Consider the following 13,408-nt stretch of genomic DNA (forward strand, 5'->3'; position numbering starts at 1 on the left):
GCCCGAATGTGCCCCTGCTTTTGTCTGGGGAGGCAAAACAGATGGGCGAAGATTTCTCGGCCTTTAAGGCCCTGGCAGGTGGTGTCGCTGCTCTGCTGATTGTCACTATGGTGGCGCCGGAAGTTACCGGCGGCCAGTTCGATCCGTTGAGGCTTACCAAGAAGAAGGGTCGGACGACCGATCCCGCGCCAACCACCACCACTACGGACACTAGTCTGAGCGGCACGACAACCACGACCACCACGTCGACCACGACCAACAGTTTCTACACCGAGGAAACGATGGTCCCCAGCAACTTCGACATCAATACGGAGCTGGTGAGCGCGACCGTCCCCGGATCCGCCGCCCCGGACGTCGTTGGCGCGTTCCGCTTCATCTGCAATGCGGGACAGCTGCGTTACGACGATCCCATCGTCTTCCCGGGCCAACCGGGAAAGTCGCACCTTCACCAGTTCTACGGGAATACGACCGCCGACGCCTACTCGACCTATGCATCCTTGAGGGGAGCAGGCGATAGCACGTGCATGTCGCCGTTGAATCGTTCGGCGTACTGGATGCCCGCCATGCTAAACGGCCGCGGCAGCGTGGTCCGTCCGGATTTCGTCGCAATCTACTACAAGCGCCGGCCGATCACGGATCCGAAATGCTCGCTGACGAGCGGCGACCCGCAAGCGGAGGGCAATTGCGTTCCGCTCCCGAACGGACTGAAATTCGTATTCGGATACAACATGCTCGATCCGGCGAAGACTCCGACCGGGTCGCTCTACTTCAACTGCCAGGGAACTGGCGCCGTGCCCGGCACCTATCCGGATCTCGTAACGGCCGCCAAGAACTGCCCGACGGGGGCGCAGATCGGAGCGGTCATCAAGGCGCCCGACTGCTGGGACGGCAAGAACCTCGACAGCCCGGATCACCGGAGCCACGTTTCTTACGGGAGCTACGGTGACTGGGGCTATTACAAGTGTCCGTCGACGCACCCCTATGTCATACCGGCGTTCACGCTTGGTGCCTGGTACACGGTCGACGACACGCTCGACCGCTCGGGCACTTGGGAAGCGGGAAAGACCGTGACGTGGAGCCTGTCTTCGGACACTATGGCCGGAATGACCCCGTCGAAGCCAGGAACTACGTTCCATGCCGACTGGTTCGGGGCCTGGGACAATACGGTCATGAGCATGTGGATGGACAACTGCATCAACAAAATGCTCAATTGCTCGGGTGGCAACCTCGGCAACGGCAAGCAGATGAAGCAGTATGCGGGTTTCACATGGCTGGCGAGCCCGCGGCTCGTGCCCGTCCCGTAGTCATGATCCTGGCGATCGCACCCGCCAAGGCAAGGGGTCTTGCACTCTTTGTCTTGGCGGCGGCGCTCGCGGCCTGCGAATCGCATAAGCCACCAATGACGGAAATCCAGCGTGACGACGCCGAGCGTCAGGCCCTCATCCAGGCGATGAAGCGCCATCCCGCGCTGGCCGAAGGCGGTAACAACGCCGCGATGGGAAAACCGATCGATGTCCCGACGACGGTGCCACCGAAAGCACCGGGGGCCGACGATCGTCATGATCATCCGGAACCCAAACCAAAGCCGTAACAAAGCCGTTCGCCGGCCTTGCCCGGATCAATGATCAGGAAAGCTTCCGGCACCTCACCATCGGCGAGGATAAAGGTCCTTTAACCCTGACCGCCTAACCATGTTGCATGACGTTTCGACGGGTCACCACAACTCTTGAGGCCCTGCTCAGGGATGACCGCGGCAATGTGCTGGCGCTGGCGGCGATCGGGCTTCCGATTTTTCTGGGTTGCGCGGCACTCGCCGTGGACACAGTCCAATGGGTCTACGCCAAGCGCGAGCTCCAGGCTGCCGCAGACTCTGCTGCACTCGCGGGCGTCTACGGGCTGATCCAGGCCGGTGACATGGAAGGGGCAGTCGACCGCTCGATCGCTTCGAACCCGGAACTCGATCCGCGACGTGCGGTCACGGCGGAACAGTCCCCGGACATTTACAAAGATGATCCGTTCGCAGTCAGGGTGCGGATCGCAAGTCCTACGAGGATGACGTTCGCCTCGCTCTTCCTCAAACGCGCACCCGTTATTTCAGTCGAGGCCACGGCAACCGTTGTCGAGAATGGCGATTTCTGCGCCTTCGCCATCGGCTCCGGTTCGGAAACCGGACTGCAAATTGATCCAAGCGCCGACGTTGAGATGGATTGTGGTCTGGCGACCAACGCGTCGTCCCCAAAGGCCATTCAGGCCGATGGCTCCGCGACAATTCAGGCCGAGAATATCGTCGCATTCGGCGGAATCGACGCAGATGGCATCCAGTCGTCGCGCGTGCGCGCCTACAGCGTGCGGCAGAAGGACCCGCTTGCCGAGCGAGATCCGCCTTTGATCCCCAATACCGGCTGCCCGAACGTGACGATCAACGCGGACGCGGCCTCCACGAACGGCGGACGGGTCACGTTGCCCGCCGGTTGCTACGGAAACGTCCTCATCGACGGTCCGGTGCTGCTGGCCGACGGCGAATACATCCTCAATCGCGGAAATCTGGTGATCGGGCCGACGGCCGAAGTGACGTGCAAGGCCTGCACGATCTTCCTGACGAGTGAGCAGGCAGCAACCGATCCCTGGTCAGTTGGCAAGGTTCAGATCGACAGTCATGCAAAGGTCAAGCTTGCCGCCCCAACCCAGGGCCCGAACGCCGGAATTCTGATCTTTCAGGACCGCCGCTCGGCAGGTGCCCACGATGAGACCGAGAACATCATCGGCGGGAACAGTTTTTCGGAGCTCAAAGGGCTGATCTATTTCCCGTCGGAGACGCTGCGCGTCGACGCGACATACACACCCGACATTCAATGCTCCCGGTTCATCGGACGACGCCTGATCTTCCAGGGCCGTGTCCTGATCGCGTCGGGCTGCTCGGGTTCGAGCGTCATGAACTTCCGCGGAACCGAAGTCAGGCTGGTCGGCTGACGGCCCGCCCATAGCGAACACAAACAAACGAAAACTGCCGGCCCGAAGGCCGGCAGCTGCGTGCTCACTCAATCGAGTGTGCTTAGGCGATCTGAAGCAGGTCGCCGGTGCGACGGCGGCTGCGGCGGAGCGCCGTGCCCGCTGCGCCGAAGCCCAGCAGCATCATCGCCCAGGTCGCGGGCTCCGGAACACCCGGAGGCGAGCCGGTCGTGTACAGCGTGGCGTTCGACCAACCGCTCGGATCGTCCAGCGTGACGAAGTTGGCGCCAGTGGTGCCGAAGTCGAACAGCCAGAAGACCGAAACATTGCCTGCCGGACCCGCGACGTTGCCGAAGTGGGCACCGATGATCGTCAGGCCAAACATGGTCTCGCCGAAGTTCAGCTGATTGCCGTTTGTCAGCGACAGGATCGTGTTGTCGGCCAGGGCATTCCAGTTACCGTCGAACTGGAAGTCACCCGGAAGCGAGTCGATCGCCGCCTGCTGGTTGGCGATATCCTCTGCACTGCCGTTAAGCAGGTTCCCCGAGTAGTAGCCGGCGCACGCGATGGCGTCCGGCGTCGGGAGGCTGAGGTCGCAAGCCGACACAACGGTCAGCGAGTTAGTCGTGCCACCGGACGGCGGAAGATTGATCTGCCGGGTGTCCTTGGCAAGAGCCGGGGACGCGGCGGCCGCGGCCATGGAGGCAGCAGCAAGGAATTTGAAAACTGAGCGACGCATATTTCACCTCGTTGAGTGAGCGACGACCCATCCCTGTTAGAATGAGCACCCAATCCAAACGCTAAACGAAATCTTAATGTTCCTCAACAAGATATTAACATTCTTTGTATCAAAATGGGATTCGGCTCCGTGCTAAGAGGAATGGTTGCGACCGGAGATCGGAACTCGCTACTTAGAGGCAGCCGCAGTGTCGGAGGGGAATGAATGGCTCGCAGCTACAATATGCGAAAGCGGGTGATGGTGACCGGCGGTGCGGGCTTCCTCGGCTCCCACCTCTGTGACCGCCTGCTTGACGCGGGCCATGACGTGCTCTGCGTCGACAATCTGTTCACGGGCACCAAGGACAATATCGGGCACCTGCACTCGAACCCCAGCTTCGAGTTCATGCGGCACGATGTAACCTTCCCCCTCTTCGTGGAGGTGGACGAGATCTACAATCTCGCCTGCCCGGCCTCGCCAATCCACTACCAGCACGATCCGGTGCAGACGACGAAGACGTCGGTGCATGGCGCCATCAACATGCTCGGCCTTGCCAAGCGCCTCGGCTGCAAGATCCTCCAGGCCTCGACCAGCGAGGTATACGGCGATCCGTCAGTCCATCCCCAGAGCGAGGAATATTGGGGCCATGTGAACCCCATCGGCATCCGCTCCTGCTACGACGAGGGCAAGCGCTGCGCTGAGACCCTGTTCTTCGACTATCACCGGCAGAACGGGGTTCCGATCAAGGTTGCTCGGATCTTCAACACCTACGGTCCGCGCATGCACCCGGCCGACGGACGCGTCGTTTCCAATTTCATCATGCAGGCGCTGAAGGGCGAACCGATTACCATCTACGGTGACGGCAGCCAGACGCGATCCTTCTGCTACGTCGACGATCTGATCCGCGGTCTCATGGCGCTGATGGAAACGGGGCCGGAGACGACCGGGCCGATCAACATCGGTAATCCGAACGAGTTCACCGTGCGCGAGCTGGCCGAGAAGGTCATCGCGTTGATCGGCTCAAGCTCCCAGATCGTGCAGGAACCGCTGCCCCAGGATGATCCGAAGCAGCGTCAGCCTGATATCACGAAGGCAAAGGAAGTCCTCGACTGGCAGCCGTCGATCGAGCTCGAGCAAGGGCTGGTGAAGACCATCGATTACTTCCGGCGGTTCCTGTGACCCCTGCCGGTGCACCTAGTGGTGCTGACCGGCGATCCAGTGCTCAAAGCGTGTGCGAAGTGAACGACGCGAGGGAATGAAGCCCGCCTCCGGGACGTCCGAAGCAGCGGGAGTCTCGTAAATCTTCAAATTCTGGGGAATGCGAGGCCGGACGGTCTCGCGGCCGCGAAGCTTGTCTTCCGCCAGGTTCAGGGCCCGATGCACTTCTTCGGCGGTGAACGGCTTCATCAGGCACCCGAGCGCAAGGTCGGGCATCGGAAAGTTGGGCGCCTTGCCGCTGACGAAAAGGCACGGCACGTCGAAGTCGCCGAGCCGGACCGCCGCCGAGAAACCGGTGCTGCCGCGCGCGAGGTGCAGATCGACGAGAGCGAGATCCGGTTCGAAATGCTCAGCTGCAGCGACAGCATTGTCGGCATCGTCCGCGATCGCGACGACTTTATATCGGGGATTGTCCTCCACCAGATACTTCAGCGTCGTTGCGAGCTGAGAGTCGTCCTCAACAATTAAGATCTTGAGCACCGAATTCCTCCCCATCCCCATGGAGAAAGTCACTGGATCGGATGCTCGACCGAAAATCGCCCGCTGCGAATCCCCGTTGAACGAAGTTTACGACGAACCGACTCGGTGGCCCGCCCAGATGAAAGAAAAGGCCGGAACGCGCTCTGCGTCCCGGCCCTCCCCTCTTAAAAACTCGATGAAATTAAGCGCGATAGAAGATGTGTGCGCCGATCTGGCTGACCCGGGTCAACCGGCGTCCCCACGATGGGGCGACATAATTCGCGTGATACCAGAGCACGTCGTTCGACACGCTGGGCACAGCGTTGCTCATGGCAAGGCGTGCGATCCCCTGGGCCTTCCGCCAGGCGTCGCAGTCGGAGTCGACATACGGGAACTGACCGTTGCGGACGAACGAGAACTGCCACGGCTGCTTGACGGTAGCGCACCAGCTGGAAGGGTAACGGCCGGACGCTGCGCGATTCATCACCACGCGCGCGACTGCCAGCTGTCCCTCGACCGATTCACCGCGCGCCTCGAAATAGACCGCCGTGGCAAGGCAGGTCGCCTCTTCGTCTAGCGGTGCGCCGGTGCTGTAGCGGTCGACCAGCGCATAGAGCGGCCAGCCGTTCTGATAGAGCCAGGCAGCTTCGCGATTGATCGATGGCGCGAGGCTCATCGTGACCGCCGTCGCCGGACGAGCCTGGATGACCCCGCCCGAAACCGTCGAGACGACCGCCGTGGTCGCAGTGCTCAGGCTGCTCGCCGCAGACCGCACGACCTGCGTCACGGCGCCCAGCGGCTTTGCAGCTGCGTCGATCGTTCCCGCCGACAGCGGAGCTGCCGTGGCCGAATTGGACGCTGCTACAAGGAATAGCCCCGCAACCGCGGTCAAGCCGCGGCCCACCAAGAACCTCTTCAAATCTTTCTCTTTGTACTGGCGGTCGACCGCTACCGGGCGCTCATTCTGCGCCTGATCAATCCTGCGGAGTTGGTCGTCCGTCTTGCCCGGAGCCGCGCTCAATTCGCGCTGGCTCACCCGCTTCAAATCGTTAACGGCCAGATAGGGGCGTCATTCGTTTAACCCAACCCTAGGGACGGCGAGTCGAGCCGCAAGCGGGTTAACCTGCGGAACATTACGGTTAATTCTCAACTCGCCGATGGATCGGCTCGACTCGCCGGTTCGAAACTGCCGCTTTCGCGAAGCCGAGTGGCGCGATAGTTGGTTCGGATATGGCGTACTGGCTGATGAAATCCGAACCTTCGAGCTACAGCTGGGACGATCTCGTCCGCGACGGGGGCACGGAGTGGGACGGCGTGCGCAACAACGCCGCGCGCCTGCATCTCAAGGCGATGAAGAAAGGCGATGAAGCCTTCTTCTATGCGAGCATGACCGACAAGGCGGTCGTTGGGATCATGCGGATTACGCGAGAGGCTCAGCCCGACCCCAAGGACACCGACTGGGTCTCGGTCCGGGTCGAGCCGGTGAAGGCGATCGGTCCCGTGACCCTCAAGGCCATCAAGGCGGAGCCGAAGCTCGCCAAGATGGAACTGATCCGCCAGTCTCGCCTGTCGGTCGCGCCCGTCCGCGACGACGAATGGAAAACCGTACTGGGAATGGCAGGCTGATGGCTGAACGATTTGAACGGCACCGCCAGCCCTGGCGGCAGGACGAAATCCAGAAGCTACACCAACTGGCGGGCAAGGGGATGTCGCTGAAGGCGATCGCCAAGGCACTTACGCGCAGCGAGGAATCGATCAAGGACCGCGCGCGAACCGACAAGCTCAAGATCTCGAAATTGAGATAGTCGCTAGACGGCTGTGTGCCGGGGCGGCGTCGTGCCTCCCCAGCTCCTCCGACTCTGCTCCCCAATGTTGATTTGCCGTGTTACGCCACCTCAATGAGTAATTGAGGGGGCATCCATGATCTTGCGTCGGCCGTCCGTGTTCGCCTTTGCGCGCTCGTTCCTGCTTTGTGGCACCGTCCTTGCCGGGGCCGCCCTGGCGCAGAACGCGCCCATCCTTCAGCCCGGAGCACCTGGACAGCCGACTAGGCCGATCAATCCCCAGGATGCGATCCGCATCGCCGACACGCGCTTCTCGCCAGACGACGTCCGCTTCATGCAGGAGATGATCACCCATCACCAGCAGGCCATCGACATGGCGGCGTTGGTGAAGGATCGGACCAATCGGCCGGAAGTCATCGCCGTCGCGCGCCGCATCGACGCGTCGCAGGCAGACGAGATGACTTTCATGAAAACCTGGCTCCGCGAGCGCGGCCAGTCGGGACCCGATGCTCATGCGATGCACATGATGCACGCCGCATCCGGCATGACCGACCACGGCGTACCGGGAATGGCCACACCCGAGCAGATGGCGGCCTTGGCGGGTGCGAAAGGGCTCGCGTTCGACCGGATGTTCCTCGAACGGATGATCGCCCACCACGAGGGCGCGGTCACGATGGCAAACAAGCTGCTCGACCGTGCGGGCTCGGCCTACGACCCTGTCCTGTTCGAGTTCGTGAACGAGGTGATCAACGACCAGAAGGCCGAGATCAAGCGCATGAGCGCGCTGGTCCCAGCGTTGGCCGAAGACCCCCGATCGAGCCTCAAGCCCGGTTTTGCAAATGCAGGCCAGGCAATCAGCAACCTCCGGCTCGTCGCGTCGCTGCCCAAGCCGACCGGATTCCTCGATCCCGCCAATCCTGCGGGCCTCCCGCCCGAGAAGCCGAAGGACAAGAACGCTAAGGCGAATGCCGACAAACCGGCGGACGAAAAGGACGAGCGCTTCCCGCTGCTCAGCTTCGCCAACACCGACATGGCCTTTTCAGGGAACCTACTGGCCGTCGGCAACTACCATGGTTTCAACATCTACCGGATCGACACCGCCGGCGCGCCGCAGCTGGTCAGCTCGACCATCTGCCCCGGCGGCCAGGGTGACCTTTCGATCGTCGGAAATCTGATGATCATGTCGGTCGAACAGCGACGCGGCCGCGTCGATTGCGGGCGCCAGGGCGTCATCGATGACGTGAGCGCCGAGCGCTTCCGCGGCCTCCGCATTTTCGACATCAGCAATCCGGCGCTGCCCGTTCAGGTCGGACTGGTTCAGACGTGCCGTGGCTCCCATACGCATTCGGTCGTGTCCGGCCCTGACAAGGACGGCTCCATCATCGTCTACGTTTCCGGCACGTCGGTCGTCCGGGACGAGAAGGAACTCCAGGGCTGCGTGGGCGAGGTCGCGGGCGATCCCCGCACCGCGTTATTCCGCATCGACGTAGTCGAGATCCCTGTCTCGAACCCGTCCCGCGCGCGGATCATCGACAGCCCGGCCGTCTTCGCCGATCCCGCCACCGGCAATCTCGCTGGCCTCTACCGCGGCGACGACCACGAGGACCCCGAGCATTCAACAGCCCGCACAGACCAGTGCCATGACATCACCGTCTTCCCAGCGCGCAAGCTGGCGGCCGGCGCGTGCTCCGGCAACGGGATCATCTTCGACATCTCGAATCCGCGCAAACCCAAGCGCATCGACGCCGTGTTCGACCCCGGCTTCGCCTACTGGCACTCGGCGACGTTCAACAATGACGGGACCAAGGTCCTGTTCACCGACGAATGGGGCGGCGGGTCGCGGGCTCGATGCCGGGTTCAGGATCCGCGCAACTGGGGCGCGGACGCGGTGTACGACATCGTCGACGGCAAGCTTCGGTTTCGCAGTCACTACAAGCTGCCAGCCGCGCAGACGGAACAGGAGAATTGCGTCGCGCACAACGGGTCGATCATCCCCGTCCCGGGCCGCGATATCTTCGTGCAGGCCTGGTACCAGGGCGGCATCTCGATCATCGACTTCACGGACTCCACGAAACCGGTCGAGATCGCCTATTTCGACCGCGGCCCGATCGACAAGGAGCATAACGTCCTTGGCGGCTACTGGTCGGCCTATTGGTACAACGGCCGCATCTACGGAACGGAGATCGCGCGCGGGCTCGATGTGCTTGCGCTCACCCCAAGTGCACAACTGACGCAGAACGAAATCGCCGCGGCCGCGCTCGCCAATTACGGCGGACGGTTCAACCCGCAGCAGCAGTTCCCCGTGACCTGGCCCGACCATCCCGTAATCGCCCTCGCCTATCTCGATCAGCTCGAGCGAGCGAAGGCGCTTCCCCCCGAGCAAATCGCCATGCTCAGGCAGGCACTCACGCAGGCTGCCACGGAGATCGGCCATAAGAGGTCCGACGCGCAGCTCGCCTCGCGGATCGGCGGGCTGGCTTCAGGCGTACCCACGTCGAGCAGCGATCCGGCTACGGCAACGCGCGCCTCGGCGCTGCGCCAGGCCCTCGGAAGGATCGCGGAACGGCTGAGATAAGAGTATATTGGCGCACGCGCAGCTGACGGCGCGCCGAAACATCTTGCGGGGCAGGCTCTATGACCGGGCCGACCAATAAAGTTGTCCAGCTCAGCCGCTATGGCGGACCGGAGAACCTGCGCACCGCTGAAATCGAAACACCGGCGGCCGGCCGCGGCGAAGTCAGAATCCGCGTACTCGCTTCGAGCCTGAACTACACCGAAGTGCTGATCCGAAAGCACCTCTACCCGCAGACCGCCGGCCTGAAGCCGCCCTTCGTCATGGGCTATGACGTCGTCGGCGATGTCGATCAGGTCGGCGAAGGGGTGACCGGCTTTGCGTTCGGCGACCGTGTCGCCGACATGACGGTGGTCGGCTCCAACGCGACTTATCGCTTACTGAAAGCGAAGAACCTCACCCGGGTGCCACTTGGTGTCGACCCGGCGGAGGCTGCCACACTCATCCTCAGCTGGATGACTGCGTACCAACTCCTCCATCGCTCAGCCAAAGTGAAGAAAGGCGATCGTGTCCTTGTCCATGGCGCTGGCGGCGCGGTCGGTCAGGCCGCTCTCGTGCTTGGAAGGCTTGCCGGCGTCGAAATGTGGGGCGGGGCCTTTGGCAAGCATGCCGCACTGATCCGCGAGCTTGGCGCGACACCGGTCGACTACGACAAGGAAGACTTCACGCGAGTCCTTCCCGGCGGCTTCGATGTCGTTTGCGACGGGATCGGCGAGGACGGTTATCGTCGCTCGTTCGCTGCGCTGAAGCCAGGCGGCCTGCTCATCGCGATCGGCTATTCCGCGGGCGTGCAGGCCAAGCAGGGAATGTTTTCGATCCTGTCGGGCATTGCCCGCCTGTACCTTTGGAGATTCCTTCCCGGCGGAAAGCGAGCACGCTTCTATTCGATCAACGCAATGCGCGTGCGCCATCCCGAATGGTTCCGGGAAGACCTCGAACATCTGTTCCGCCTGCTGGAATCCGGCGAGATCAGGCCGCGCGTCGCGGAACGGATCTCGTTCGACAAGGTCGCCGACATGCATCGCCGTCTTGAGGCAGGCGGTCTAGAGGGCAAAGTCGTGCTTTGCCCCGACCTTCCGGCTGCCGCCTAGGCGGCTTCCATCTTCCGCGACTGGCGCTTGCGCTCGTGCGGATCGAGGAAGCGCTTGCGGATGCGCACGACCTTAGGCGTGACCTCCACCAGCTCATCGTCCTGGATGTAGGCGATCGCCTGCTCCAGCGTCATCCGGCGGGGCGGGGTCAGGCGGATGCCCTCGTCCTTAGGCCCGGAAGCGCGGAAGTTGGTGAGCTGCTTCGACTTGAGCGGATTGACCTCGAGATCGTGGATCTTCGCATTCTCGCCGATGACCATGCCTTCGTAGAGGTCGTCGCCCGGCGAGATGAACAGGATGCCGCGCTCTTCGAGAGCGTTGAGCGCGTAGGCGACGGCCTTGCCCTGCTCCATCGAGATGAGGACGCCGTTCTGGCGGCCGCTGATCGGACCCTTGTGAGGGCCGTATCTCTCGAACAACCGGTTCATGATGCCGGTACCGCGCGTATCCGACAGGAATTCGCCGTGATAGCCGATCAGGCCGCGTGACGGCGCGCTGAAGATCAGGCGCGTCTTGCCCCCGCCCGACGGGCGCATGTCGGTCATCTCCGCCTTGCGCATCGCCATCTTGTCGATGACCGTGCCCGAGAATTCGTCGTCCACGTCGACCACGACCGTCTCGTAGGGTTCCTCGAGACCGTTCGGGCCGTCGCGGAACAGAACGCGAGGGCGGCTGATCGACAGCTCGAATCCTTCGCGGCGAAGAGTCTCGATGAGCACGCCAAGCTGAAGCTCGCCTCGGCCGGCGACCTCGAAGCTGTCGTTGTCGCGCGCGGTCGTGACTCGGATGGCGACATTGCCCTCCGCTTCTCGCTCCAGGCGATCGCGAATCACGCGGCTCTGCACCTTGTCACCGTCGCGGCCAGCATATGGGCTGTCGTTGACCGAAAAGCTCATGGCCAGCGTGGGCGGATCGATCGGCCGCGCTTTCAAGGGCGCACTTACCGCCGGATCGGCAAAGGTGTTCGAAACGGTGGCCTTGATGAGGCCGGCGATGGCGACAATCTCGCCCGCTTCCGCGCTCTCGACCGGCACCCGCTCCAAGCCGCGAAATGCGAAGACCTTGGTCGCGCGGCCTTCCTCGACGACATTGCCGTCCACGTCGATCGCCTTGATCGGCATGTTAGTCGTCAATTTGCCGCTCTCGATCCGCCCGGTGAGAATGCGACCGAGGAAGGGATCGCGGTCGAGCAGGGTGGCGAGCATGCGGAACGGGCCCGCGTCGACGCGTGGCGGCGGGACATGGCTGACAATAGTGTCGAACAACGGCGTCAGGTCGCCGGAGCGGACATCGTCGGCAAGGCCCGCGTAGCCGGCGCGGCCGCTCGCGTAGAGAGTCGGGAAGTCGAGCTGCTCGTCATTGGCTTCGAGGTTCAGGAACAGCTCGAACACTTCGTCGAGCACTTCGGCCGGGCGCGCATCCGGACGGTCGATCTTGTTGACGACGACGATCGGCTTGAGTCCCAGCGCCAGCGCCTTGCCCGTGACGAATTTCGTCTGAGGCATTGGCCCCTCGGCCGCGTCGACCAGCAGGATAACGCCGTCGACCATGCTGAGAATGCGCTCGACCTCGGCGCCGAAGTCAGCGTGGCCGGGAGTGTCGACAATATTGATGTGCGTGCCGTGCCAGTCCACCGAAGTGCACTTGGCAAGGATGGTGATCCCGCGCTCTTTCTCGAGGTCGTTCGAATCCATCGCCCGCTCCTCGACACGCTGGTTGTCGCGGAAGGTGCCGGACTGGCGGAAGAGCTGGTCGACAAGGGTCGTCTTGCCGTGATCGACGTGGGCGATGATCGCCACGTTACGGAGCTTCATGATTTATCCCGGAAAATGTGAGCCGCGGACATAGTGAATGAGCGAGGATGTTGCAACGCAGCGAGGCAACGCGCGCCGCCGTCAAGCGTTTATGGCGCGAAATCGTCAGCGAAGGAGAGTTATCATGCCTCGCGGTGCGTACACTGAGAAGCAGGACCGCAAAGCCGAGCATATCGAGGAAGGCTACGAGAAGCGCGGCGTAAGCAAGAAAGAAGCCGAGCGCCGGGCCTGGGCAACGGTCAACAAGCAGGACAAGGGCGGCAAGAACAGCGGCTCTGGCCGCTCGAGCAGCCGCAGCGCGGCAGCCAAGAAGGGCTGGGAGACCCGACGCCGCCGCGGGAAAGGTTAGGCCTTAGCTACTTGGCGCGCTCGAGGATTTCGACGGCGCGCTCGATCGCCCGAACTTCGCTCGGCGCGAGCCGTTCGAGCTTGCTCGCGAGGGCGCCGGATTCGGACGGCTGCTGAAGCACGTCCCGTCCAGCCTGCGTGAGCCGCATGGCGAGCCTGCGGCGATTGTCCGGGTCGGCGGCCCGCTCGACCAGGCCAACGCGCACGAGAGCATCGACCGAGCGACTGACGGCCGGAGCGCCTCGCCCGACGGTCTTCGCCACCTGGTTGAGAGTGGCGGGCTCATTCGAAGCCACTGCGGACAGGAGAATGCGGCGTGCCCGATCCGCGCGTTCAGCAGGCCCGTCCGCAAGGAACAGCTGCGAAACCGCTACGTAACGAGCCGCGACCGCGGCCGGTGAAGAGCCCCACAACATGATTGCAGAGTAGCAACGGTTTGCCGCTTGGCAAGTTTG

Annotated in this window: 14 protein-coding genes; 9 read left to right on the forward strand and 5 right to left on the reverse strand. The window is 62.9% G+C overall.

The features are described from left to right. Positions 1–41 precede the first annotated feature (41 nt). The 3 genes from ACMC5O_RS08890 (at position 42) to ACMC5O_RS08900 (ending at position 2,970) form a co-directional block, all read left to right on the forward strand. Positions 42–1,304, forward strand: coding sequence for a DUF1996 domain-containing protein (locus ACMC5O_RS08890; protein ID WP_426692728.1), 1,263 nt, complete (start codon positions 42–44; stop codon positions 1,302–1,304). 2 nt (positions 1,305–1,306) lie between these two features. Then, a complete protein-coding gene (locus tag ACMC5O_RS08895; protein WP_426692729.1) occupies positions 1,307–1,591 on the forward strand; it encodes a hypothetical protein in 285 nt (94 codons plus the stop codon). Between the two features lie 107 nt (positions 1,592–1,698). After that, positions 1,699–2,970, forward strand: a complete 1,272-nt coding sequence (locus ACMC5O_RS08900) for a pilus assembly protein TadG-related protein (RefSeq protein ID WP_187709082.1) — start codon at positions 1,699–1,701, stop codon at positions 2,968–2,970. Positions 2,971–3,052: 82 nt separating this feature from the next. On the opposite strand, the gene ACMC5O_RS08905 is transcribed toward ACMC5O_RS08900, so the two are convergent. Further along, complete coding sequence (locus ACMC5O_RS08905) at positions 3,053–3,688, reverse strand: PEPxxWA-CTERM sorting domain-containing protein (protein WP_187709081.1); 636 nt, start codon at positions 3,686–3,688, stop codon at positions 3,053–3,055. 204 nt (positions 3,689–3,892) lie between these two features. Here ACMC5O_RS08905 and ACMC5O_RS08910 point away from each other — a divergent pair, with 204 nt between their 5' ends. Continuing rightward, complete coding sequence (locus ACMC5O_RS08910; protein WP_187709080.1) at positions 3,893–4,846, forward strand: UDP-glucuronic acid decarboxylase family protein; 954 nt, start codon at positions 3,893–3,895, stop codon at positions 4,844–4,846. 15 nt (positions 4,847–4,861) lie between these two features. Here ACMC5O_RS08910 and ACMC5O_RS08915 read toward each other — a convergent pair whose 3' ends face one another. Both ACMC5O_RS08915 and ACMC5O_RS08920 read right to left on the reverse strand, forming a co-directional pair. After that, a complete protein-coding gene (locus ACMC5O_RS08915) occupies positions 4,862–5,365 on the reverse strand; it encodes a response regulator (RefSeq protein WP_187709079.1) in 504 nt (167 codons plus the stop codon). 181 nt (positions 5,366–5,546) lie between these two features. Continuing rightward, positions 5,547–6,365 carry a cell wall hydrolase gene (locus tag ACMC5O_RS08920; protein ID WP_187709078.1) on the reverse strand — a complete coding sequence of 273 codons (819 nt, stop codon included), beginning with the start codon at positions 6,363–6,365 and terminating at the stop codon, positions 5,547–5,549. A gap of 209 nt (positions 6,366–6,574) precedes the next feature. Here ACMC5O_RS08920 and ACMC5O_RS08925 point away from each other — a divergent pair, with 209 nt between their 5' ends. The 4 genes from ACMC5O_RS08925 (at position 6,575) to ACMC5O_RS08940 (ending at position 10,791) form a co-directional block, all read left to right on the forward strand. After that, positions 6,575–6,970 (forward strand): EVE domain-containing protein, encoded by a 396-nt coding sequence (locus ACMC5O_RS08925; RefSeq protein ID WP_187709077.1) that lies wholly within the window; start codon positions 6,575–6,577, stop codon positions 6,968–6,970. Then, complete coding sequence (locus ACMC5O_RS08930) at positions 6,970–7,149, forward strand: hypothetical protein (protein WP_187709076.1); 180 nt, start codon at positions 6,970–6,972, stop codon at positions 7,147–7,149. Before ACMC5O_RS08925 ends, ACMC5O_RS08930 begins: the two co-directional genes overlap by 1 nt. Positions 7,150–7,264: 115 nt before the next feature. Beyond that, positions 7,265–9,703 carry a DUF305 domain-containing protein gene (locus tag ACMC5O_RS08935; protein WP_426692730.1) on the forward strand — a complete coding sequence of 813 codons (2,439 nt, stop codon included), beginning with the start codon at positions 7,265–7,267 and terminating at the stop codon, positions 9,701–9,703. Between the two features lie 59 nt (positions 9,704–9,762). Further along, positions 9,763–10,791, forward strand: a complete 1,029-nt coding sequence (locus ACMC5O_RS08940) for a medium chain dehydrogenase/reductase family protein (RefSeq protein WP_187709075.1) — start codon at positions 9,763–9,765, stop codon at positions 10,789–10,791. Here ACMC5O_RS08940 and typA read toward each other — a convergent pair. Further along, positions 10,788–12,605 carry a translational GTPase TypA gene (gene typA / locus ACMC5O_RS08945; protein ID WP_426692731.1) on the reverse strand — a complete coding sequence of 606 codons (1,818 nt, stop codon included), beginning with the start codon at positions 12,603–12,605 and terminating at the stop codon, positions 10,788–10,790. The genes ACMC5O_RS08940 and typA overlap by 4 nt on opposite strands. Positions 12,606–12,729: 124 nt before the next feature. On the opposite strand from typA, the gene ACMC5O_RS08950 reads away from it, so the two are divergent. Continuing rightward, positions 12,730–12,954, forward strand: coding sequence for a plasmid stabilization protein (locus tag ACMC5O_RS08950; protein ID WP_187709074.1), 225 nt, complete (start codon positions 12,730–12,732; stop codon positions 12,952–12,954). Positions 12,955–12,961: 7 nt separating this feature from the next. On the opposite strand, the gene ACMC5O_RS08955 is transcribed toward ACMC5O_RS08950, so the two are convergent. Then, the gene (locus ACMC5O_RS08955) at positions 12,962–13,369 is read right to left on the reverse strand and encodes a MarR family winged helix-turn-helix transcriptional regulator (RefSeq protein ID WP_187709073.1); all 408 of its coding nucleotides are present in this window, start codon (positions 13,367–13,369) and stop codon (positions 12,962–12,964) included. Between the last annotated feature and the right edge of the window lie 39 nt (positions 13,370–13,408).

Source organism: Sphingomonas sediminicola (assembly GCF_049991885.1).
Classification (GTDB): domain Bacteria; phylum Pseudomonadota; class Alphaproteobacteria; order Sphingomonadales; family Sphingomonadaceae; genus Sphingomicrobium; species Sphingomicrobium sediminicola.

Coding starts and splice junctions, on each gene's coding strand:
- ACMC5O_RS08890 (WP_426692728.1), top strand. CDS start 42: ATGGGCGAAGATTTCTCGGCCTTTAAGGCCCTGGCAGGTGGTGTCGCT.
- typA (WP_426692731.1), bottom strand. CDS start 12,605: ATGAAGCTCCGTAACGTGGCGATCATCGCCCACGTCGATCACGGCAAG.
- ACMC5O_RS08955 (WP_187709073.1), bottom strand. CDS start 13,369: ATGTTGTGGGGCTCTTCACCGGCCGCGGTCGCGGCTCGTTACGTAGCG.
- ACMC5O_RS08935 (WP_426692730.1), top strand. CDS start 7,265: ATGATCTTGCGTCGGCCGTCCGTGTTCGCCTTTGCGCGCTCGTTCCTG.
- ACMC5O_RS08940 (WP_187709075.1), top strand. CDS start 9,763: ATGACCGGGCCGACCAATAAAGTTGTCCAGCTCAGCCGCTATGGCGGA.
- ACMC5O_RS08925 (WP_187709077.1), top strand. CDS start 6,575: ATGGCGTACTGGCTGATGAAATCCGAACCTTCGAGCTACAGCTGGGAC.
- ACMC5O_RS08950 (WP_187709074.1), top strand. CDS start 12,730: ATGCCTCGCGGTGCGTACACTGAGAAGCAGGACCGCAAAGCCGAGCAT.
- ACMC5O_RS08895 (WP_426692729.1), top strand. CDS start 1,307: ATGATCCTGGCGATCGCACCCGCCAAGGCAAGGGGTCTTGCACTCTTT.
- ACMC5O_RS08905 (WP_187709081.1), bottom strand. CDS start 3,688: ATGCGTCGCTCAGTTTTCAAATTCCTTGCTGCTGCCTCCATGGCCGCG.
- ACMC5O_RS08900 (WP_187709082.1), top strand. CDS start 1,699: ATGACGTTTCGACGGGTCACCACAACTCTTGAGGCCCTGCTCAGGGAT.
- ACMC5O_RS08930 (WP_187709076.1), top strand. CDS start 6,970: ATGGCTGAACGATTTGAACGGCACCGCCAGCCCTGGCGGCAGGACGAA.
- ACMC5O_RS08910 (WP_187709080.1), top strand. CDS start 3,893: ATGGCTCGCAGCTACAATATGCGAAAGCGGGTGATGGTGACCGGCGGT.